This is a genomic window from Microbacterium sp. BE35 (assembly GCF_031457705.1).
GTDB classification, from domain to species: Bacteria; Actinomycetota; Actinomycetes; order Actinomycetales; family Microbacteriaceae; genus Microbacterium; species Microbacterium trichothecenolyticum.
Genome location: NZ_JAVDXD010000002.1, coordinates 666,711 through 687,888, shown reverse-complemented (window position 1 = coordinate 687,888; position 21,178 = coordinate 666,711). Strand labels below are relative to the sequence as shown.

Genomic DNA, 21,178 nt, shown 5'->3' with positions numbered 1-21,178 from the left:
GAGTGACTCGCCGACGAGGCGCATCGCAGACACGCCGAGATGCGAAGACGCGGATGCCGCAGCCCGCGTGGGCTGCCGCATCCGCGTCAGCCGGGAATCAGTCGAGGAACAGCGCGCGCAGACGCTTCGTCGTGAACACCAGACCGATGGCGATCATGACGACGTAGTAGAGGACGTGCCACCACATCTCGGGTGTGAGGATGCCGGTGGTGAGTCCGCGAACGAGCTCGACGCCGTGCCACAGCGGGAACGCCATGATGATGTGCTGGATCCACTCGGGATAGATCGTGATCGGGTACAGCGTCGCCGAGAACAGGAACATCGGCAGCAGCACGAAATTGATCCAGTCCATCTGCTGGAACGTCTTCATGTAGCTCGTGACGGCCATGCCGAGGCTCGCGAACCCGAAGGCGATGAGCAGCACCGCCGGCAGCGCCAGGATCGCGGTCCACGCCAGGTTGAGGCCGAGGATCTGCATGATGATCATGAAGCCGGTCGCGTACAGCAGGCCGCGCAGCAGCGCGTAGAGGATCTCGCCCAGCGCGACGTCGAGCGGCCCGAGCGACGTCGCGAGCATGCCCTCGTAGAGCTTGCCGTAGTTGAGCTTGAAGAAGACGTTCCACGTCGAGTCGTAGATCGCGCCGTTCATCGCCGAGACGGCGAGCAGCGCGGGGGCGATGAACGCGGCGTAAGGCACCTCGACGCCGCTGGAGGTCTGCACGTCGCCGATGAGCGAGCCGAGGCCGATGCCCATCGAGGCGAGATAGAACACCGGCTCGAAGAAGCCCGACAGCACGACGGCCCAGCTCGACGAGCGCGCGGCGATGAGGCCGCGCTGCACGACCGACTGCGGGTTGCCCGCCCACAGCGCGCGCACTCCGCCGGCACGGATCGCGCCGGTCTCGGTTCCGGTCGCGACAGTCATGCGCCGAGCCTCCTCTGGAAGATGCGGCGGCCGATCACGTAGCCGCCGATCGACAGCAGGAGCAGGTAGCCCACGTGCACGACGATCGCGAACGGGTCCATGGGCAGGCCGTAGGTGGCGACGCGGCCGAGCTCGGTCGCGTGCCACAGCGGTGACACCCAGCCGATCCACTGCAGCCAGAGCGGCAGCGTGGCCAGCGGGTAGAACGTGCCCGAGAAGAGGAACATCGGCATGAAGATGAAGCGCTGCACGAGCGCGACCTGGCCTTTGTCGTCGGTGATCGACGCGGCGTACGCCATGTACGGGATGCCGAACGCGAGGCCCGCGAGCAGGCCGATCGGAATGGTGAGCCACCCGGTCTCGGGGTTCGGCACAGCCTGGAACAGCCATAGGAACAGGTAGTACGCGACCACGACGACGATGATGCGCGCTGATGCGCCGGCGATGACGCCACCGGCGATCTGACCCGGCGACAGCCCTGTCGCGCTGAACCCGAAGAAGTAGCGCCGCCACTTGAAGCCGGCCATGACCGGATAGGAGAACTCCTCCGACGCGACCGAGATCGCGGCCGTCATCAGAAGCGCCGGCGCGACGAACACGAGGTACGAGACCTCGACGCCGTTCTGGGTGATCGGGGCGTCGATGAGCGCGGCGAGGCCGACGGCGAGCCCCAGCAGGTAGAGGATGGGCTGGCCGAGCGCGCCGACGATGATGGTCCAGCCGTACGCGCGCATCGCGCGCACCATGTGCTCGGTGACGTACCACGTGCCCAGTGCCCGGGGCTTGCGACCCCACTGCATCGCCTCGGCGCGCAGCTCGTCGAGCGTGGGCTGCACGCGAGTCGTGGCGTCTTCGGAAGGAGGGCTCATTCGATCAGCGACCTTCCGGTGAGCCGGAGGAACACGTCCTCGAGGCTGGAGCGACGCACGAGCGATGTGATCGGGGTGAGCCCCCGGTGCGTCACCGTCTCGAGCGCCGCCTCGCCGTCGTTCGCGTAGACGAGGATGCGGTCGGGCAGCACCTCGACGCGGTCGCCGATGCCCTCGAGCTGCGGAGCCACCTGCTCGTTGCGGTCGGACCCGAAGCGCACCTCGAGCACCTCGCGGCTGGAGTGCTCGCGGATGAGCGAGGCCGGCGTGCCCTCGGCCATGATGCGGCCCTTGTCGACGACGATGAGCCGGTCGCAGAGCTGCTCGGCCTCGTCCATGTAGTGCGTGGTCAGCACGAGGGTGGTGCCGCGCTCCTTGAGGCGGAACAAGCGGTCCCACAGCACGTGGCGCGCCTGCGGGTCGAGACCCGTCGTCGGCTCGTCGAGCAGCAGGATGCGCGGGTCGTTGATGAGGCCGCGCGCGATCGTGAGCCGCCGCTTCATGCCGCCCGAGAGCTGCTCGACCTTGCTCTTCGCCTTGTCTTCGAGCTGCGCGAACGCGAGCAGCTCGTCGGCCTTCTGGTGGCAGACCTTGCCCGGCAGTCCGAAGTAGCGGCCGTAGATGTAGAGGTTCTCACGCGCGTTGAGCTCGCCGTCGAGGTTGTCCTGCTGGGGCACGACGCCCAGGCGCGATCGGATCTCGGGGCCGTAGCGGTCGGGATCGAGCCCGAGGATCGACAGGTCTCCGCTGGTGCGCGTCGATACCGCGCCCACCATCTTCATCGTCGTGGACTTGCCCGCACCGTTCGGGCCGAGCAGGCCGAACGACTCGCCCGGCGCGACCTCGAACGACAGTCCGTCGACGGCGAGGAAGTCGGGCTTGCCTTTGACCTTGTAGGCCTTGACGAGGTTGTCAGCGGTGATCACGGGGGCAGGCACCGGACTACCCTAACGCCCCGCTCCGACACCGCCCAGTGCCGGGCTGGACGACCCGCCCGTCAACATGAGTTGACGCCTGCCCCGCTGTCAACTACGGTTGACACGATGCCGCGGTCCGCAGCATCCGTGTCTGCCGAGTGAGAGGCTGCCCCATGAGCGGCGACGAACTGACTACCCTGATCGGGGCGGCAGGCGGTCGCGAGCCGATCGCGGAGCTGCACCGTCTCGCCGAGGTCCGCCGCGAGCTCGCACGTGCCGAGGAGGTGCAGGTGCGCAAGGCGCGCAACCTCGGCTTCTCGTGGCAGGCGATCGCCGGCGCCCTCGGCGTGAGCCGGCAGGCCGTCCACAAGAAGTACGGTCGAAGGTAAGCCCCCTTCACGAACGAGGTACACCCATGCCCTCCGCCGATCTCGACGAAGCCCCCGCCATCCCCGCGCCTGCGGAGTCGCCCCGCGTCCGGCGCGGACGATCTCGGCGCGGCAAGCCCGAAGACGGGCCGCGCGCGACCTTCTCGCAGCTGCTCCCCTATCTCTTCGAGCACAAGCGCACGCTCGCCGTCGTCGTGGTGCTGAGCATCCTGAGCGCGGGCGCGTCGCTCATCCAGCCGCTGCTGGTCGGCCAGGTCATCACACGCGTGCAGGAGAACCTCGACCTGGGCATGCTCATCTGGGCGCTCGTCGGCTTCGTGCTGCTCGCGTCGCTCATCTCGGGCTGGCAGCACTACCTGCTGCAGCGCACCGGCACTGCCGTCGTGTACTCGAGCCGACGCCGCCTCATCGCCCGCATCCTGCACCTGCCCATCAGCGAGTTCGACGCACGCCGCACCGGCGACATCGTCTCTCGCGTCGGCAGCGACACCACGCTCCTCTACGCCGCGCTCACGCAGGGCCTCGCCGACTCCATCGGCAACGGGCTCCTGTTCGCCGGCGCGCTCATCGCCATGGCGATCATCGACCCGGTGCTGCTCACGATCATCGTGCTCGTGATCGGGGTCTCGGTGCTCGGCGTGGTGCTGCTGAGCGGCCGCATCCGCACCGCGTCCACCGAGCAGCAGGAGAAGGTGGGAGCGCTCGCGTCGGGCGTCGAGCGCGCGGTCGGCTCGATCCGCACGGTCCGCGCATCCGGCGCCACCCAGCGCGAAGTCGACGCCGTCACGGCGCAGGCGACGGATGCCTACAACGTCGGCGTGCGCATCGCGAAGGTGTCGGCGCTCGTGGTGCCGATCGCGAACGTCGCGCTGCAGGTGTCGCTGCTGGTGGTCATCGGGCTCGGCGGCTTCCGCGTCGCCACCGGCGCGCTGTCGATCGCGAGCCTGGTGACCTTCATCATGTTCCTGTTCATGCTCATCGCACCGCTGGGATCCTTCTTCGGCGCGATCACCTCGGTGAGCCAGGCTCTCGGCGCCCTGGGCCGCATCCAGGAGGTGCTCGATCTCCCGACCGAGTCGCAGGACGACGCCGAGGTCGCCGCGCGGGCCGTCGCGGCCTCGGCACCGGCCTCGGCGACACGCGAGGCGGCCGCGATCGAGTTCCGAGACGTGCGCTTCCGCTACCCCGAGAACGTCGTCGAGGCGCGCCGCAAGGCCGAGTCCGAGGCGCTGGCGGTGCTCGAGAGCGCCCACGTCGACACGTCGACGATCGTGCTCGGCGACGGGTCCGGCGACTCCGGCCTCGAAGGGCCGGCGGATGCCGCGGCATCCGTCTCCGCCGACACCGAGGTGCTGCGGGGCGTGTCGTTCTCGGTCCCGCGGGGGGCGCGCGTCGCCCTCGTGGGCCCGTCGGGCGCCGGCAAGAGCACGACCCTCGCGCTGATCGAGCGCTTCTACGACCCGACCGACGGTGCGATCCTCCTCGACGGCACGGACGTTCGCACGCTCGATCGCGACGCATTGCGCGCGCAGCTCGGCTACGTCGAGCAGGACGCACCGACGCTGGCCGGGACGATCGGCGACAACCTCCGACTCGCCTCGCCCGAGGCATCCGATTCCGAGTGCGAGGCCGTGCTGCGCGCGGTGAACCTCGGCGAAGTGCTCGACCGCAACCCCCTCGGCATCGACGCGCCCGTGGGCGAGTCGGGCGTGATGCTCTCGGGCGGCGAGCGCCAGCGGCTCGCGATCGCGCGGGCCCTGCTGGCCGCTCCCCCGATCCTGCTGCTCGACGAGTCGACATCATCGCTCGACGGGCTCAACGAGCAGCGCATGCGCGAGGCGATCGACGCCGTCGCGGCCGGCCGCACGCTCATCGTGATCGCGCACCGCCTGTCGACCGTCGTCGACAGCGACCACATCGTGGTCATGGAGCACGGCCGCGTCGTCGGCCAGGGCACGCACTCCGAGCTCGTGCAGACCACGCCGCTCTACCGCGACCTCGCGAAGCACCAGCTGCTGGTCTGATCCTCCTCGCCCCCGCCCGACCGACTCCCTACTGTTCCGCAGTCGCGTTGTGCGCTCGGCGGGGCCGCGCACCCGCCGGAAGCGACTGCGGAACAGCCCGAGCCGGAGAAGGAATAGGCGCCCGGCCCCTCTGCCAAGAAGAGGGCCGGGCGCCGGTCTGTGTGCGACTGTCGCCGGTCGCAACCGAGACCGAAGCCTCGACCCCTCGCACAGGCAGGGCCGAGGCTTCGGAACCGGGTCAGGCGCGCTGCAGGCGGTAGCGGAGCGCGGCGAGCTCGGCCCAGAGCGGAGCGGGGACGCGGCCGTCGAAGGTGCGGTAGAACTCCTCGGTCAGGTCGGCCTCGCGCAGCCACAGTTGCGCGTCGACCGCGAACAGCTCGTCGAGGTCGGCCTGCGACACCTCGATGCCGTCGAGGTCGAGGTCGGCGCTGTGCGGCAGGCGGCCGATCGGGCTCTCGACGGCACCGACCTCGCCCTCGATGCGACGGATGATCCAGTCGATGACGCGCGAGTTGTCGCCGAAGCCCGGCCACAGGAAGCGTCCGTCCGTGCCCTTGCGGAACCAGTTCACCTGGAACACCCGCGGTGCGCGATCGAAGCGCAGCTGCTGCCCGACCTTGAGCCAGTGCCCGAAGTAGTCGGCCATGTTGTAGCCGCAGAACGGGAGCATCGCGAACGGGTCGCGCCGCAGCTCTCCGACGGTGCCCTCCTGGGCCGCGGTCTTCTCCGACGAGATGTTCGAGCCCATGAACACGCCGTGCGTCCAGTCCGTCGCCTCGACGACGAGCGGCACGTTGGTGGCGCGACGGCCGCCGAACAGGATCGCGTCGATCGGCACGCCCTGCGGGGCGTCCCAGTCGTCGGCGATCTGCGGGCACTGGGCCGCGGCGACGGTGAAGCGAGAATTCGGGTGGGCGGCGGGACGACCGGAGTCCGGCGTCCACGGGTTACCCTCCCAGTCGGTGAGCTGTGCCGGCGGCTCGTCGGTGAGGCCCTCCCACCACACGTCGCCGTCGGGGCGCAGCGCGACGTTCGTGAAGATCGTGTTGCCCCAGAGCGTCTCGACCGCTGTGACGTTGGTGGACTGGCCGGTGCCGGGCGCGACGCCGAAGAAGCCGGCCTCGGGGTTGATGGCCCAGAGGCGGCCGTCCTCACCGGGGCGCAGCCACGCGATGTCGTCGCCGAGGGTCTCGACCCGCCAGCCCGGAATCGTCGGGCGGAGCATCGCGAGGTTGGTCTTGCCGCACGCCGACGGGAACGCGGCGGCGATGTGGTAGGCGCGACCCGCGGGGTCGATGACGCGGATGAGCAGCATGTGCTCGGCGAGCCAGCCCTCGTCGCGGCCGATCACCGAGGCGATGCGCAGCGCGAAGCACTTCTTGGCGAGGATCGCGTTGCCGCCGTAGCCCGAGCCGTACGACCAGACCTCGAGGGTGTCGGGGAAGTGGACGATGTACTTCTCGTCGTTGCACGGCCACGCGACATCGGCCTGGCCCGGCTGCAGCGGGGCGCCGACGGAGTGCACGGTCTTGACCCAGTGCGCGCCGCCAGCGATCTCGCGCAGCACGTCGGTGCCGACGCGCGTCATGATGCCGATCGAGGTGACGGCGTACGCGCTGTCGGTCACCTGCACGCCGATGTGCGACAGGGGGCCGCCGACCGGACCCATCGAGAACGGCACGACGTACATCGTGCGGCCCTTCATCGAGCCCTCGAACAGCGGAGTGATGGTGGCGCGGATCTCGTCGGGCGCGGCCCAGTTGTTGGTCGGACCGGCGTCCTCCTCGCGCTCCGAGGCGATGAACGTGCGCGCCTCGGTGCGCGCCACGTCGCTCGGGTGGGAGCGGGCGAGGTAGGAGCCCGGGCGCCACTCGGGGTTGAGCTTGATGAGCTTGCCCTCGTCGACCATCTCGCGAAGGAGCATGTCGTTCTCGGCGCGGGAGCCGTCGACCCAGTGGATGCGCGCCGGCCGGGTGAGGGCGGCGATCTCGTCGACCCATGCGCGCAGAGCGACCATGCCTTCGCCCTGAACGGTCGGCAGTTCGCCATACGTCCGGGTGAGGGTGGGACGGGCGGCGGCGGAGCCTTCGGTTCGGGGGAAGATGTCGGCAAGGGCCATGGTGTCGCTCCTCGTTGATTCAACCGTCAGATGGTTTCGACGATGCAGATTCGTGCTCTTCCTCTACTTTCGGGCGTAACAGGCCGCTCTTCCTGCGAAATCTGGTGTCAAGAGTTGCGATTCTTTCGCTAGCATCAAGGAATGCCCCCCACGTCACTCGAACTGTCGACCCTGGGCCACCGCATCCGTCACCAGCGTCTCGCCCACGGGTACACGCTCGACGAGCTGGGCGCACTGGTCGGGGTCGCCGGAAGCCAGCTCAGCCTCATCGAGAACGGCAAGCGCGAGCCGAAGCTGTCGCTGCTGCAGGCGATCGCCTCGACGACGGGTGTCGATGTCGGCGACCTCCTCTCGGCTGAGCCGCCGAACCGGCGCGCGGCGCTCGAGATCGAGCTCGAACGCGCGCAGTCGGGATCGGTCTTCCGCCAGCTCGGCGTCACGCCGATCAAGGTGACCAAGGGCATGTCCGACGACACGATCGAATCGATCCTGGGCCTGCACCGCGAGCTGCAGCGTCGCGAGCGCGAGGCCATCGCGACGCCCGAGGAGGCGCGCCGCGCCAACACCGAGCTGCGCCTCATGATGCGCGAGCGCGACAACTACCTCCCCGACATCGAGAAGCTCGCCGAGAAGCAGCTCAAGGCAGCGGGGCACGTGTCAGGCGCCCTCACGCACCGCACCGTGAGCATCATGGCCGAGAAGCTCGGCTTCGAGCTGATCTACGTGAACGACCTGCCGCACTCGACGCGCTCGGTGACCGACCTCGAGCACGGGCGCATCTACCTGCCACCGGCCTCCATCCCCGGCGGCCACGGCCTGCGGTCGATGGCGCTGCAGGCGATGGCGCACCGCCTGCTCGGCCACAAGAGGCCGACCGACTACGCCGACTTCCTGCAGCAGCGGCTCGAGATCAACTACTACGCCGCGTGCTGCCTGATGCCCGAGACGGCGTCGGTCGCGTTCCTGCAGCAGGCGAAGAAGGACCGCAACCTCGCCGTCGAGGACTTCCGCGACGCGTTCGGCGTGACGCACGAGGCGGCCGGCATGCGGCTCACCAATCTCGCGACGCACCACCTGGGGATCAAGCTGCACTTCCTGCGCGTCGACGGCTCGGGGGCGATCTCCCGCGTCTACGAGAACGACGACCTGCCGCTCCCGATGGACGTCACCGGCGCCGTCGACGGCCAGATCGCGTGCCGCAAGTTCTCGGCGCGCGCCGCCTTCTCCGAGCAGAACCGCACCACCGAGCACTATCAGTACACGGACACCCCGGCCGGCACCTACTGGTGCTCGACGCAGACCGGCACCACCGCGGAGGGCGAGTTCTCGATCACGGTGGGCGTGCCCTTCGACGACGCGCGGTGGTTCCGCGGACGTGAGACGCAGAAGCGCGCGACCTCGACGTGCCCTGACGAGTCGTGCTGCCGCCGCGTCGCCTCCGGAGTCTCGGAGCGCTGGGCGGGAAAGGCCTGGCCGAGCGCGCGTGTGCACATGCAGATGTTCTCGCCGCTCCCCCGCGGCGCTTTCCCCGGCGTCGACGACAACGAGGTGTACGACTTCCTCGACCGCCACGCCTGAGCCCGTGCCACTCGGCGCGGGGCGTCTGCTGCCGAAACACGGGTCGGTAACGCCGACACGCCGGGAACGGATGGTGCGCCCCGGCGTGTTCGGTGACGAACCCGTGTTTCGGCAGGTGTGCGCGGGCTTCGGCGGCCAGACCCGGGGCTATGCCGTGATGAAGTCGCGGTAGCGGTCGAGCGCGGCGGCGATCTCCTCGTCGGTCGCCGCCCCAGGGGTGAACAGCTCGGGCACCGGGGATTCCGCGTGGCGGCCCACGGCCAGCGAGTGCGTCCACACGCCGACCGCCTCGCCGCGCGCGACGAGGATAGGACGGACGATGCCGTTCATGCTCGGGCCGATCGCACTCAGGAACTCCGGCGCGCAGGGCACGGTGCGGTCGGCGTACGACAGGTAGTACTCCTCGAACGGCGGCAGTGCCACCACCTCGGGGGCCGCGGCGCTGCGCCGCGGTGCGGCGCCGGCGACCACGTACTGCGGCTCGGGTTCGTCGGCGACGAGACGCAGGCGATCGGATGCCGCCTCCGCCGCCGCACGCGAGATCCCGAGCGGGAGCCCGCTCCACCACGCGAAGTCCCGCACGCCGGCGGGACCGTGCGAGGCGACGTAGCGGACGAAGAACTCAGCCATCGGATCGGCCGGGGTCACGGCATCCGTGATCCACTCGTCGGCGAGCACGAAGAACTGCTCGCGGGTCGGCCCCTTCTCCCGTGGCACGACCGGGCCCTGGCACAGCACGGCGCGCAGCGACAGGGCGACGAGCAGGTGGTAGCCCCGTTGCCGGAACGTCGACACCCCTCCCTGTTCCCACACCTCGAACAGCTCCTTGCGCGTGAGGCGGTTGCCCCCGCCGAGCGCTGCCCGCGCGAGGCGCTCGGCGCGGTCGGCCTCGTCGGCGTCGATCCCTTCGTTGCGGTGCACGGCCGCCGCCTGGCGGCGCTGGCGCTCTGCGGTCAGCGACAGCACCCACTCCATGTCGGCGGTGGGGATCGTGTGGATCGTCCCGCGCATGGTCCAGGTGCGCGCGATCTCGCCGCGGCCGTAGGCGGCGTCCACGTCGCGCACCGTCGTTCGGCCGCGCACGCGCGTCGCAAGCGCCCAGCGCCCGCCCCAGAACTCCTGGCTCTGCGTCGCGAGCATGTGCCGCGCGGCGTCGGCGACCGTCGCCGCGGGGGCGCTCAAGCGGTGCGACCGGAGCCGCTCGGACCGAATGGTCGAGGCTGGGCCCACGCGCCCGGAGGCTCCGGGCGACGCGCCAGCGGCGTCTGGAGAAGGAGTGGGGACCACCCGCCCATCATGGCCCAGGCTGCGGACGCCCGGTGTCCGCGATCGTCAGCGCTGGTGTGCGGCGTCGTAGGCGGCGCGCGAGTCCTCGATGCGCGGGTGGTTCTCGATCGCCCAGTCGGCGAGGGCCATCGCCAGCTGGATGAGCGTGCCGCCGAGGGGTGTCAGCTCGTACTCGACGCGCGGCGGCACCTCGGCGTGGACGGTCCGGGTGATGAGCCCGTCGCGCTCGAGCTGGCGGAGCGTCAGCGTCAGCATGCGCTGCGAGATCCCCGGGATGTGACGCTGCAGTTCGGTGAAGCGCAGCCGCTCCCGCCGCAGCGTGCCGACCACGAGCAGCGACCACTTGTCGCCGATGCGGTCGAGCACGTCGCGGATGGCGCGGCCGTGGTCGGAGCCGGGAGAGGCCTCCTCGCACGAGCGTTCGTAGCCGGTCGGCGTGGGCTCGCCGGGGAGCTCGATCGTGAGGGTGGTCGCCATCGCGTGTCACCTACTTACATCCGTGTGCCTTTTGTACGCGTCTTCGAGGTGACGCATCATGGGGTTACTTACAAACAGTAACAGACCCCACGACCTCTCCCTGGAGTACTCGCATGACCATCGCCCTCTGGATCCTCAACGGCCTGCTCGCCCTCGCCTTCGTCGCGGCCGGCGCCATGAAGGTCGCCCGTCCCAAGTCCGCTCTCGTCGCGAGCGGCATGGGCTGGGCCGACGACTTCGCCGACCCGACCGTGAAGCTCATCGGCGCCGCCGAGGTGATCGGCGGTATCGGCCTGATCCTGCCGCTCCTGACCGGCATCGCGCCGATCCTCACCCCGATCGCCGCTGCCGCCCTGACCGTCGTCATGATCGGCGCTGTCGCCGTGCACGTGCGCCGCAAGGAGAACGCGACCCCGTCGATCGTGCTCGCCGTGCTGTCCGCGGTGAGCGCCGTGGTCGGCTTCCTGGTCGTGCTCTGACCCCACGGACCCCGGACGAGAGCGGATGTTCCCCACGCACTCAGGCATCCGCTCTCCTCAGGACTCCCGGCACACGAGCCGGTTGCCTAAGCTGACGGCATGAGGGTGAACGACGCGGATCCGCGGATCTGCCCTACGTGCGGAGACGCGCTGACCTTCGAGATCCTCGACGATGAGCGCTTCCTGGTCGCCTGGTCGTGCGTGAACTGCGGTCTGATCCGCACGACCGAACCGGTGTAGGAGACCTCGATGGATGAAACGGCGAACGGCTCGGACGCGATCTCGGCGGCGGGGTTCCATCAGGCGTCTGGCGTCTCCGATTGGCGGGTCACCGGCACGGGACCGCAGGCCGTCTTCACTGCGACCTCCCTCTCCCATGCCGCTGGGCTCGTCGCCCCGATCGTCGCGGCCGCCGAGCGATTCGGCCTCCGGCCGGACATCGACGTGCGTCCCGAGGGAGTCGTCGTGCGCGTCCCGTACGCCGGCGCGGAGGGCATCCCCGCCGCAGCCGTGGACTTCGCCGCCGCCGTGTCGGTGGCCGCCGGCGCGCAGCGCCTGATCCCCGACCCCTCGCGCGCACAGTCGATCGGCATCTACGTCGCTCAGCATTCCGGGGCCGACGTGCGCCCCTTCTTCACCGCGGCGCTCGGCTATGAGGACGTGGGCGACACGGATGCCGCGGATCCGATGCGCTGCGGACCGCAGCTCGCCTTCAACCCGATCACCGGGGACTCGCCGTCGAGGGGCCGGACGCACTTCGACGTCTTCGTGCCGGCCGACCAGGCCCGGGCCCGCGTCGACGCCGCACTCGCGGCCGGCGGCCGACTCGCCGACGACTCGCACGCTCCGGCGTGGTGGTCGCTCGCCTCGCCCGACAACCACGGCGTGGACATCGCGTCGTGGACCGATACCTACGACTGATCCGCGTCGCCGACACCTCGGTCCTCGCCTGCTTGACGAGAGCGGAGGGCGAAGAGCACCCTGAGCACATGACCCGTGAGCTCGCGGATGAGGATCAGGCCCTCTCCGACGTCGTGGACCGGCTGGAAGGGCGGTTCCCCTCGAGAGATCGTTCCGAGATCGAGCGCGCCGTCGCCGACGCGCACTCGCACTTCGCGCGCGCGAAGGTGCGCGACTTCGTCCCCGTGCTGGTCGAGCGCGAAGCACGCGCGCGGCTCGAGCATCCGATCCAGTAGTCCGCCCGCGCGGCGTCCTCTCGCCGACTCCGCCCGCGCGAACCCGCGTCAGGCGCCGGCCGGCGGGACCGTCTTGCGCACCACGGTCTTGTTCTTTCCGATGTGGCGCTCGAACGTGAACCCGGCCTTCTCGAACATGGCCCTCGTGCCGTTGTGAAGGAAAGACGACGACGTCTTCTTGCCGGGCGGGAGCTCGTTGGGGAACGAGATCACCTCGCCGCCGCCCGCCTGCGCGATCAGTTCCAGCGCACCGTCCAGTGCCTCCCGCGCGACGCCAGAACGCCGGTGGTCGCGGTCGACGAAGAAGCAGGTGATGCGCCAGGGCGCCGGGTTCGTCTCGCCCGCGTCGTACTCCTTGCGGTGGTAGATGCCCGGCAGCTCGGCCGGACTGCCGAACTCGCACCACGCGATCGCGTCGTCGCCGTCGAAGACGAGCGCGGCGTGCGCGACGCCCTCATCCACGAGCCGCTGTTTGAACGTCGCGCGGTCGTACTCGCTCTTCACGGTGTGCTCGGTGTCACCGTGGAAGTACGAGCAGTAGCACCCGCCCCACACCCCGTTGTGCTTCTGCGCGAGCGCCAGCCACGCGGGAAACGTCTCGGGAGTGAGCGGCTTGATCACGTGCGACGTCGCAAGGACCACGTCCTACCTCCGACCCGACCTCACCGCGGTGATGATCCGCGCCAGCGCCCAGCCGGCGGCGGACACGAGCGGGACGCTCACCACGATCATGGCCACCGGGTTCGGCTGGAACTTCGGCCCTTTCGGACCGTTCACATACGCGCCGATGGGCAGCACGTAGCCGCCGCCACCCCCGCCGCTTCCTTCGCCCTCACCCTCGGGCAGCCCGCCGCGCGCGGGCCACTTGCCGGAACCGCCGCCGCCGCCGAACCCGAAGACGACCAGGGCCGCCGGGGTCACCTGTCGCCCGCCGACATCGATCGTCTCGCCGAACGCCATCTTCGCGCCCCATGACGGCGCGGACTTCGTCAGACTCTCGACCGGTGACTCCATCGACGACTCCTCCGCTTCGGTCCGCACGCGCTGACACCAAACATAGAGAGCCCGGCGCGACGCCACCAGAGGCGTTGCGACGGGTCACTCCGGCGCGTACTTGAACGACAGCTGGATCCGCGCACGGAACAGCAGCGCGCCGTCGTCGCCGACGACGACGTCCTGCTTCGTCACTTCGGCGATGCGCAGATCATGCAGCGATCCCGCGGCGGTGTCGATGGCTTCTCGAGCGGCCTCCTCCCAGGACGAGGCACTCGTGCCGATGACGTCGATCACTCGGTAAACGCTCATCTCAACCCCATATCGCTCGATGCCGACACGACCATAGTGATCGCGCTCCCGCTCGTTGGGAAGGGGGTGCGCGAGCGCCTCCCCGTCGGTCAGAACGGGTTCGGGGTGAGGGTGTACTTGGTCTGAAGGTATTCGTGGATGCCCTCGGCGCCGCCCTCGCGGCCCAGGCCCGACATCTTCCAGCCGCCGAACGGGGCCGCCGCGTTGGAGACGACCCCCATGTTCAGGCCCATCATGCCGGTCTCGAGGCGCTCGATCATGCGCTGCCCGCGGGCGAGGCTCTCGGTGAACACGTACGAGACGAGCCCGTACTCGGTGTCGTTGGCGAGGCGCACGGCGTCGTCCTCGGTGTCGAACGGGATGATCGCGAGCACCGGCCCGAAGATCTCCTCACGAAGGATCTCAGAGCCCGGCTGCACGTCGGTGACGACGGTGGGCTCGTAGAACGTGCCGGGGCCGTCGACCTCGTTGCCGCCGGTGGTGACCTTCGCGCCGCGGTTCACGGCATCCTGCACCAGCTGCGACGCCTTCGCGACGGCACGGTCGTCGATGAGCGGACCGATGTTCACGCCCTCCTCGGTGCCGCGGCCGATGGTGAAGCCGTTGACGCGCTCGGTGACCCGGCGCGCGAACTCGTCGGCGACCGAGCGGTGCACGATGAACCGGTTCGCGGCGGTGCAGGCCTGACCGATGTTGCGGAACTTGGCCGCGATCGCCCCGTCGACCGCCTTGTCGAGGTCGGCGTCGTCGAACACCACGAACGGCGCGTTGCCGCCGAGCTCCATCGAGGTGCGCAGCACCCCCTGCGCGGCCTGCTCCAGCAGCCGCTGCCCGACCTGCGTCGACCCGGTGAACGACAGCTTCCGCAGCCGCGGGTCGCGGATGATCGGCTCGGACACCGCGCCCGACGTCGAGGTCGTGAACACGTTGACGACACCGGCCGGCACGCCCGCGTCCTCCAGCAGCTGCGCGAACGCGAGGGTGGTCAGCGGCGTCAGCTCGGCGGGCTTGATCACCACGGTGCAGCCGGCGGCCAGCGCCGGAGCGATCTTGCGGGTCGCCATCGCGAGCGGGAAGTTCCACGGCGTGATCAGGAAGCACGGACCCACCGGGTGCTGCGACACGATCATCCGGCCGGTGCCCTCGGGGTTCGCGCCGTAGCGGCCCTGCACGCGGGCGGTCTCCTCGCTGAACCACCGCAGGAACTCGCCGCCGTACGCGACCTCGCCGCGCGCCTCGGCCAGTGGCTTGCCCATCTCGATCGTCATCAGCAGCGCGAAGTCCTCCTTGCGCTCCTGCAGCAGATCGAACGCGCGACGCAGGATCACCGCCCGCTCACGCGCCGGCGTCGCCGCCCACGCCGGGAACGCGTCGACCGCCGCGTCGAGAGCGGCCTTGCCGTCCTCCGGCGACGCGTTCGCGATCTCCTTGACGACCTCGCCGTTGGACGGGTCGTAGACCTTCAGCGTCTTGCCGCCGGATGCCGCACGCCACTGCCCGCCGATGAACAGCCCATCGGGCACGGACGCCAGCAGCTCGGACTCACGGGTTTCGGTGATCGTCGTGGTCACGGGGACTCCCTTGTCGGTGGACGGATGCCGCGGCACCCGCTTCGGTCGTTGGTCTGGGGCTATTCTGCCCGCGGCCGCTCTTGCCGGCCGATGTACATCTTGTACAGTTCGCTGTCATGATTCGCCCGCCTGCACAACGGGTGAACCGATCACCTGCTTCCTCATTCGAGGTCGAGGGCCGAGATGAGGAGAGGACTCGGGCCGCTGCTCCTCAACTCGGCTCTGCTCCTCAATTGAGGGCGTGCGCGAGCGCCGGAGCGTGCTGGTCGACGAATGCGCCGGCGAGGAACGCCGCGAGCTCGTCGGTCGCGTCGAGGGGGAGCACGGCCGCGACGTACTGGTCGGGGCGCACGACGACGACCACGCCGTCGCGCGACAGGCCGCGCTCCTCGAAGATGTCGGCGCTCGTCCACGCGCTCGGCGCGGCCGCGTAGACCTTCTCCCAGTCGGTGAGCCCGAGGGGTCCGGTCTTCGGCAGGAACGGCTCGGGCACGCGGGAGATGTCGACGTCCTCGTGGGGCTGCTGGTAGATCACCTTGACGTCGAACACGGCGTCGACGTCGGCGCCTTCCGGCGTGAAGCGCTGCACCGGGGACTCGGGCGAGGCGATGAACGCGGCCCAGTCGGCGAGGACGGATTCCTCCCCCGCCGCAGGCGCGTCGGCGAAGGCGTAGATCCGCCAGCGGCCGTCGGCCTTCGCGTGATGGCCGAGGTGGACCGGGTTGCCGTCGCACACGCGGACGACCTCCGCGGACTTGAACCGCTTGCCCAGCGGGAACCCCTCGGCGAGCGCCTGGTGCGCAGCATCCGTCACGATCATCGACGCGCCGTACTGCGTCATGAATCCCGACGGGAACTCGGCCGTGCCGAGGTAGAAGGTGGCGAGCTCCTGCGGGTCGGAGATCTCCTCGGGCTTGCGGGCCATGAGGGCCGACCACTCCCGGTCGAAGTCGATGAGCTGCTGGGCGACGGGCTGGCGCTCGGCGGAGTACGTCGAGAGGAGGGAGGCGGGGCTGAGCCCGGTGAGGACCTGCCCGAGCTTCCACCCGAGGTTGAAGCCGTCCTGCATCGAGACGTTCATGCCCTGACCCGCCTTCGCGCTGTGCGTGTGGCACGCATCGCCGGTGAGGAAGACGCGCGGGTCGTGACCCTGGTCGACGTCGACGTCGTCGAACTTGTCGGTGACACGATGGCCGACCTCGTAGACGCTGTGCCAGGCGACCTGCTTCACGTCGAGCGAGTACGGGTGGAGGATGTCGTTCGCCTTGGCGATGACCGCCTCGATCGGCGTCCGACGTACGCGGTGGTCGTCGTCCTTCGCGACCTCGCCGAGGTCGACGTAGACGCGGCAGAGGTAGCCGCCCTCGCGCGGGATCAGGAGGATGTTGCCGGCCTCGGAGTTGATCGCGCACTTGGTGCGCCAGTCGGGGAAGTCGGTGTTGACGAGCACGTCCATCACGCCCCAGGCGTGGGCCGAGAACGCGCCGACGTGCTTGCGGCCGATGGCCTCGCGCACGCCGCTGCGCGCGCCGTCGCAGCCGACGACGTACTTCGCGCGGACGGTTCGCTCCTCACCGGCGCGCTCCCCCGCGACATGCCGCACGCGGACCTCGACGGGGAACTCGCCGTCGTCGTGCACCGTGAGGCCGACGAACTCGATCCCGTAGTCGGGCAGGATGCGGCCCGGGCCATGGGCGGCGGCCTCGGCGAAGTAGTCGAGCACGCGCGCCTGGTTCACGATGAGGTGCGCGAACTCGCTGATCTTGAGGGCGTAGTCCTCGGTGCGGGCCGTGCGGATGATGTTGTCGGGGTTCTCGGGGTCGGGACCCCAGAAGTTCATCCAGGCGATGTTGTAGGCCTCGGCGACGATGCGCTCGGCGAACCCGAACGCCTGGAACGTCTCGACGCTCCGCGGCTGGATCCCGTCGGCCTGGCCCAGCACGAGGCGCCCGTCGCGCCGCTCGATCATGCGCGTGGTCAGGCTGGGGAACTGCGACATCTGGGCAGCCAGGAGCATGCCCGCCGGCCCCGAGCCCACGATCAGGATGTCCATCTCGTCGGGCAGTTCGGCAGGCCTGTCGATGCCGGTGCCGGCGGCGTCCTGCACGCGCGGGTCTGCCGAGACGTAGCCGTGGTGGTGGAACTGCATCGATGTCCTCCTCGGACGACGGTGTCGAGGGCTCGCGGCCTGGGGCTTGCTGACGAGCTGGGCGTGTTCTATATTCGAACACACCGTTCTACTATTGAACAGATCGTATACGAAGGGATGCGGCATGACAAGGTCCGACGCCACGACGGCGCCCGCGTCGCAGACGCTGAGCCGCGGCATCCGGATCCTCGAGGTGCTCGCCGACGCACGTGGTCCCCTCTCCATCGACGAGATCGCGGCCAGGCTCGCGGTGCATCGGTCGGTGGCCTACCGGCTCCTGCGCACGCTCGAAGACCACGGACTCGTCGAGCGCGACGCCGCCGGCCGCATCGAGCTGGGCGCGCGCCTCGCGGCCCTCGCTGCGGGCATCGCGCACGACCTCCAGGCAGAGGCGCTCCCCGAACTCACCGCGGTGGCGGGCGACCTCGGGGTCACCTGCTTCCTCGCGGTGCTCGACCACGAGGAGTGCGTCACGCTGTCGAGCGTCGAGCCGCGCCACGCCGTGAACCCCGTCGCGCAGCGGCCGGGCACGCGGCATCCGATCACGCGCGGCGCACCGGGCAAGGCGATCCTGTCACTGCTGCCGACGTCGTCGTGGCCGGCCGGCGTGTCACCGGAGCTGGCGACGGAGGTCGCGGATGCCGCCACCCGCGGCTTCGCGACGAGCCACGACGAGGTCATCCCGAGCCTGCGGGCGGTCGCCGTGCCGCTCGTCGTGCGCGGGCGCGGGCCCGCGGCGATCGCGGTCGTGTTCGTCGCGAGCGCGCACTCGGACGAGGAGATCGCCGCGCGCCTCACCCGGTCGGCGAGCGCGATCCGCGACGCGCTGGGCGGCTGACCCCGGGGCCGGTTCGTCAGGCGGTGGTCGGGTAGTCGGTCACGAGACGGATGTTGTATTCCGCGACGCGCTGCGGCACGCCGGCGAACGCCTCTGCGCGCGCCTCGGACGCCAGGTACTCCTTCTCGAGGGCGACGAACGCATCTTCGTCGCCGGGGGCGCTCACGGCCCACACGAACTCGTTCGTCTCGGGAAGGCCGTAGGCGAACTCGATGGTGAAGCCGGCGGCGGGCCGTACCCGCGGCATCCACTCGTTCCACCACGCGACGAAGGCGTCGTACTCCCCGTCGACGAGCGTGTACCGGCGGAGCTGAGTCGTCTTCATGACTCCCATCCTGCCCGAAGACCTATACTCGTCACGTCCGGTGGCACCGTCGCCCGCCGGTGCTCGAAAAATGGGCACGCAGCGCGCACGCGCGAGACACATACGGCTCTCGATCCGTTCCGTCTCGAAAGGCATCGCCATGTCTCCCGCCATGAGCACCGTCTCGGCCCACGTCGCCCTCACGCTCGCCCGCCACATCGACCACGTCTTCGGCGTGATGGGCAACGGCAACGCGTACTTCCTCGACGCGCTCGAGCGCTCCACCGACGTGCACTTCACCGCCGTGCGCCACGAGGCCGGCGGCGTCGTGGCCGCCGACGCGTACCACCGGGCCTCCGGCCGGCTGGCCGCCGCGACCGCGACCTACGGCGCCGGCTTCACGAACACGATCACCGCCCTCGCCGAGGCCGTGCAGGCGCACGTGCCCCTCGTGCTCGTCGTCGGCGACGAGCCGACGTCCGGCCCGCGCCCCTGGGACGTGGACCAGATCGCCCTCGCATCGGCCGTCGGCGCGCGCACCTATACCGTCGGGCGGGCGGATGCTGCGGCGACCACGATCATCGCCATCGAGCACGCGCTCACCTACCGGGTGCCGACGGTGCTGGCGATCCCCTACGACGTCGCCGCGCGCGACGCCGGCCCGCTTCCCGAGGCTCCGGAGCCGCGACTTCCCGCTCCTCTCGTGCCCGCGGGGCCCTTCGCCGAGGGCGCGGTCGAGGGACTCGTCGAAGCGCTGGCTTCGGCGGAGCGGCCGTTCCTCCTCGCCGGTCGCGGAGCCTGGATCTCGGGTGCGGGCGAGGCCCTCGGCGACGTCGCCGACGCGGTCGGCGCCGTCACCGCCACCACCGCGCTCGGCCGCGGAGTCTTCCCCCGCGGCGAGTTCGACCTCGGCGTGACCGGTGGTTTCGGCGCCGAGGGCGCCATGGAGCTGGTGCGCCAGGCCGACGTCGCCGTCGTCTTCGGGGCGTCGCTCAACCAGTTCACGATGCGCTTCGGCGAGCTGTTCGCACCGGGCACCCGCGTGTTCCAGGTCGACGTCGCACCCGCCGCGACCCACCCTCACGTGGGCGGCTACGTGCGCGGCGATGCCGCGGTGGTGGCCCGCGCCCTCGCCGACGGTCTGCAGGCACGAGGCGGCGCGCCGAGCGGCTGGCGCGAGTCCGTCGACCTCATGCCGTTGCGGGCATATGAGCAAGGACACGGCGTCGCGCCCGACGGTCGCCTCGACCCGCGGACCGTCGCCGCGCGCATCGGCGCGCTGCTGCCGGAGGACCGGGTCGTCGTGTCCGACGGCGGCCATTTCATCGGCTGGGCCAACATGTACTGGCCGGTCGCCTCCCCCGATCGCATGACGATGGTGGGCACGGCGTTCCAGTCGATCGGGCTCGGCTGGCCGTCGGTGCCCGGCGCTGCGCTCGCGAAGCCCTCGGCGACCGTTGTGCTGACGACGGGCGACGGCGGCGGGCTCATGGCCCTCGCCGACCTCGAGACAGCCGTCCGGGTCGCCGCCGGCCGCGGGATCGCGGTGGTGTGGAACGACGCGGCGTACGGCGCCGAGATCAACCTCTACGGCCTCAAGGGGCTCGCGAGGGAGCCCATGCTCATCCCCGAGGTCGACTTCGCCGCCCTCGCGGCCGGCGTCGGCGCCGAGGGCGTCGTCGTGCGCACCCTGGCGGACCTGGACCGGCTCGCGGACTGGGCGGCCGAGCCCGCAGCATCCCGTCCCTTCCTCGTGCTCGACTGCCGCATCTCGGGCGAGGTGATCGCGCCCTATCAGCGCGAGATCATCCGCGTGAACTCCTAGCCCCGGCGGACTCGTCGCGGATCGGGAGTTCGCAGACTCGCGCCGTTTCCGGATCGAGAGCGGGCCATACCTGCGGAAACACGAAGTTTCTCCGAACTCCGGATCCGCGTCCTGCGCCGCGATCGTACGCGACGCCCCCCTCACCGGGACAGGCTGCGGGGCTCACTCCCCCGTGAAGTCGGGCTTGCGCTTCTGCTGGAACGCGGCGAATCCCTCGCGGTAGTCGGCAGTGCTGCGCAGCGCTTCCTGGCCGCGCGCCTCTTCGGCCAGAGCGTCCCACAATCGCTCGCCGCGCAGGCGAGCGATCAGTCGCTTCGAGGCGACGAAGGCAGCAGTCGGTCCGGCCGCGGCGAGCGCTGCGCGCTGCATCGTGAAGTCGAAGACCTCCTCGACGGGCATCGCGCGGCTGAACAGGCCGGCCGCCACAGCCTCGGCACCCGACATCATCGCGCCGGTGTAGATGAGGTCGAGCGCCCGGTGCGCACCCAGCCTCTCGTACAGCAGGGCGTGGCCGCCCGAGTCGAGCATCGCGCCCAGGCTCGCGAACGGCGAGCCGATCTTCGCGTCGTCGGCGACGTAGACGACGTCGGTCGCGATGGCGAGGCCGAGCCCCACGCCCAGGCACGCGCCGTGGACGGCCGCGAAGGTGGGCGCCGGGAACGCGGCGATCCGCCGCATCAGCGTCTCCACGCCCGCGAGGTACTCGGGCACGTCGTCGGTCACCGGATCCACGCCGGCGATGTCGCGACCGGCACAGAACGCCCGGCCCTCGGCGCGCAGCACGAGCGCACGCACCCCGGACTCCTCGGCGCTGCGGTAGGCGGCATCCATCTCCCCCAGTTCGCGCAGCGACAGCGCATTGAGCTTCGCCGGTGCGTTGAGGACGACTTCGGCGACGTCGCCGGTGATGGACAGCTCGATCATTC

Annotated in this window: 22 protein-coding genes; 9 read left to right on the top strand and 13 right to left on the bottom strand. The window is 70.3% G+C overall.

The features are described 5' to 3' along the window. Positions 1–97 precede the first annotated feature (97 nt). From J2Y46_RS09195 to J2Y46_RS09185, 3 genes are read right to left on the bottom strand one after another with little or no spacing between them, the layout of a single operon-like run. Positions 98–925, bottom strand: a complete 828-nt coding sequence (locus J2Y46_RS09195) for an ABC transporter permease (protein WP_045300913.1) — start codon at positions 923–925, stop codon at positions 98–100. Continuing rightward, positions 922–1,794: an ABC transporter permease gene (locus tag J2Y46_RS09190; RefSeq protein ID WP_310241813.1), complete on the bottom strand. Its 873-nt coding sequence runs from the start codon at positions 1,792–1,794 to the stop codon at positions 922–924. The genes J2Y46_RS09195 and J2Y46_RS09190 overlap by 4 nt, the downstream gene beginning before the upstream one ends. Continuing rightward, entirely contained in the window at positions 1,791–2,732 is a 942-nt protein-coding gene (locus tag J2Y46_RS09185; RefSeq protein ID WP_045300912.1) for an ABC transporter ATP-binding protein, read from the bottom strand. Before J2Y46_RS09185 ends, J2Y46_RS09190 begins: the two co-directional genes overlap by 4 nt. A 152-nt stretch (positions 2,733–2,884) precedes the next feature. On the opposite strand from J2Y46_RS09185, the gene J2Y46_RS09180 reads away from it, so the two are divergent. Together J2Y46_RS09180 and J2Y46_RS09175 are read left to right on the top strand one after the other, a co-directional pair. After that, positions 2,885–3,100: a transcriptional regulator gene (locus tag J2Y46_RS09180; protein WP_045300911.1), complete on the top strand. Its 216-nt coding sequence runs from the start codon at positions 2,885–2,887 to the stop codon at positions 3,098–3,100. Between the two features lie 26 nt (positions 3,101–3,126). Beyond that, positions 3,127–5,124 (top strand): ABC transporter ATP-binding protein, encoded by a 1,998-nt coding sequence (locus J2Y46_RS09175; RefSeq protein WP_310241811.1) that lies wholly within the window; start codon positions 3,127–3,129, stop codon positions 5,122–5,124. A gap of 238 nt (positions 5,125–5,362) precedes the next feature. Here J2Y46_RS09175 and J2Y46_RS09170 read toward each other — a convergent pair whose 3' ends face one another. Further along, on the bottom strand, positions 5,363–7,243 hold the full coding sequence (locus J2Y46_RS09170; protein WP_310241809.1) for a phosphoenolpyruvate carboxykinase (GTP): 1,881 nt from the start codon (positions 7,241–7,243) through the stop codon (positions 5,363–5,365). A gap of 141 nt (positions 7,244–7,384) precedes the next feature. Here J2Y46_RS09170 and J2Y46_RS09165 point away from each other — a divergent pair, with 141 nt between their 5' ends. Continuing rightward, complete coding sequence (locus J2Y46_RS09165; RefSeq protein WP_045300909.1) at positions 7,385–8,821, top strand: XRE family transcriptional regulator; 1,437 nt, start codon at positions 7,385–7,387, stop codon at positions 8,819–8,821. A 147-nt stretch (positions 8,822–8,968) separates the two neighbouring features. Here the strand turns inward: J2Y46_RS09165 and J2Y46_RS09160 are convergent, their stop codons facing one another. Both J2Y46_RS09160 and J2Y46_RS09155 read right to left on the bottom strand, forming a co-directional pair. After that, entirely contained in the window at positions 8,969–10,003 is a 1,035-nt protein-coding gene (locus J2Y46_RS09160) for a winged helix DNA-binding domain-containing protein (RefSeq protein ID WP_310241806.1), read from the bottom strand. Positions 10,004–10,153: 150 nt separating this feature from the next. Further along, positions 10,154–10,585 (bottom strand): helix-turn-helix domain-containing protein, encoded by a 432-nt coding sequence (locus tag J2Y46_RS09155; protein WP_084695684.1) that lies wholly within the window; start codon positions 10,583–10,585, stop codon positions 10,154–10,156. A 113-nt stretch (positions 10,586–10,698) separates the two neighbouring features. On the opposite strand from J2Y46_RS09155, the gene J2Y46_RS09150 reads away from it, so the two are divergent. From J2Y46_RS09150 to J2Y46_RS09135, 4 genes are all read left to right on the top strand, one after another. Continuing rightward, on the top strand, positions 10,699–11,064 hold the full coding sequence (locus tag J2Y46_RS09150; RefSeq protein WP_045300903.1) for a DoxX family protein: 366 nt from the start codon (positions 10,699–10,701) through the stop codon (positions 11,062–11,064). 99 nt (positions 11,065–11,163) lie between these two features. Next, a complete protein-coding gene (locus tag J2Y46_RS09145) occupies positions 11,164–11,304 on the top strand; it encodes a hypothetical protein (protein ID WP_169748710.1) in 141 nt (46 codons plus the stop codon). A gap of 9 nt (positions 11,305–11,313) precedes the next feature. Next, complete coding sequence (locus J2Y46_RS09140) at positions 11,314–11,985, top strand: VOC family protein (protein ID WP_310241800.1); 672 nt, start codon at positions 11,314–11,316, stop codon at positions 11,983–11,985. A 68-nt stretch (positions 11,986–12,053) separates the two neighbouring features. Next, positions 12,054–12,260, top strand: a complete 207-nt coding sequence (locus J2Y46_RS09135) for a three-helix bundle dimerization domain-containing protein (RefSeq protein ID WP_310241798.1) — start codon at positions 12,054–12,056, stop codon at positions 12,258–12,260. A gap of 48 nt (positions 12,261–12,308) precedes the next feature. Here the strand turns inward: J2Y46_RS09135 and J2Y46_RS09130 are convergent, their stop codons facing one another. The 5 genes from J2Y46_RS09130 to J2Y46_RS09110 form a co-directional block, all read right to left on the bottom strand. Then, on the bottom strand, positions 12,309–12,902 hold the full coding sequence (locus J2Y46_RS09130; RefSeq protein ID WP_045300897.1) for a GNAT family N-acetyltransferase: 594 nt from the start codon (positions 12,900–12,902) through the stop codon (positions 12,309–12,311). A gap of 3 nt (positions 12,903–12,905) precedes the next feature. Then, positions 12,906–13,274, bottom strand: a complete 369-nt coding sequence (locus J2Y46_RS09125) for a hypothetical protein (RefSeq protein ID WP_310241794.1) — start codon at positions 13,272–13,274, stop codon at positions 12,906–12,908. Between the two features lie 84 nt (positions 13,275–13,358). Next, the gene (locus J2Y46_RS09120; protein ID WP_045300893.1) at positions 13,359–13,565 is read right to left on the bottom strand and encodes a dodecin family protein; all 207 of its coding nucleotides are present in this window, start codon (positions 13,563–13,565) and stop codon (positions 13,359–13,361) included. 89 nt (positions 13,566–13,654) lie between these two features. After that, complete coding sequence (locus J2Y46_RS09115) at positions 13,655–15,124, bottom strand: NAD-dependent succinate-semialdehyde dehydrogenase (protein ID WP_310242338.1); 1,470 nt, start codon at positions 15,122–15,124, stop codon at positions 13,655–13,657. 241 nt (positions 15,125–15,365) lie between these two features. After that, positions 15,366–17,285 carry an FAD-binding monooxygenase gene (locus J2Y46_RS09110; protein ID WP_310241789.1) on the bottom strand — a complete coding sequence of 640 codons (1,920 nt, stop codon included), beginning with the start codon at positions 17,283–17,285 and terminating at the stop codon, positions 15,366–15,368. 124 nt (positions 17,286–17,409) lie between these two features. Here J2Y46_RS09110 and J2Y46_RS09105 point away from each other — a divergent pair, with 124 nt between their 5' ends. Next, a complete protein-coding gene (locus J2Y46_RS09105) occupies positions 17,410–18,123 on the top strand; it encodes an IclR family transcriptional regulator (protein WP_045300888.1) in 714 nt (237 codons plus the stop codon). Positions 18,124–18,139: 16 nt separating this feature from the next. On the opposite strand, the gene J2Y46_RS09100 is transcribed toward J2Y46_RS09105, so the two are convergent. After that, a complete protein-coding gene (locus J2Y46_RS09100; RefSeq protein WP_045300886.1) occupies positions 18,140–18,448 on the bottom strand; it encodes a hypothetical protein in 309 nt (102 codons plus the stop codon). A 151-nt stretch (positions 18,449–18,599) separates the two neighbouring features. Between J2Y46_RS09100 and J2Y46_RS09095 the strand changes: the two genes are divergently transcribed. Continuing rightward, positions 18,600–20,252 (top strand): thiamine pyrophosphate-binding protein, encoded by a 1,653-nt coding sequence (locus J2Y46_RS09095; RefSeq protein ID WP_310241784.1) that lies wholly within the window; start codon positions 18,600–18,602, stop codon positions 20,250–20,252. A gap of 162 nt (positions 20,253–20,414) precedes the next feature. Here the strand turns inward: J2Y46_RS09095 and J2Y46_RS09090 are convergent, their stop codons facing one another. Further along, on the bottom strand, positions 20,415–21,176 hold the full coding sequence (locus J2Y46_RS09090; protein WP_045300884.1) for an enoyl-CoA hydratase/isomerase family protein: 762 nt from the start codon (positions 21,174–21,176) through the stop codon (positions 20,415–20,417). Positions 21,177–21,178: the final 2 nt, after the last annotated feature.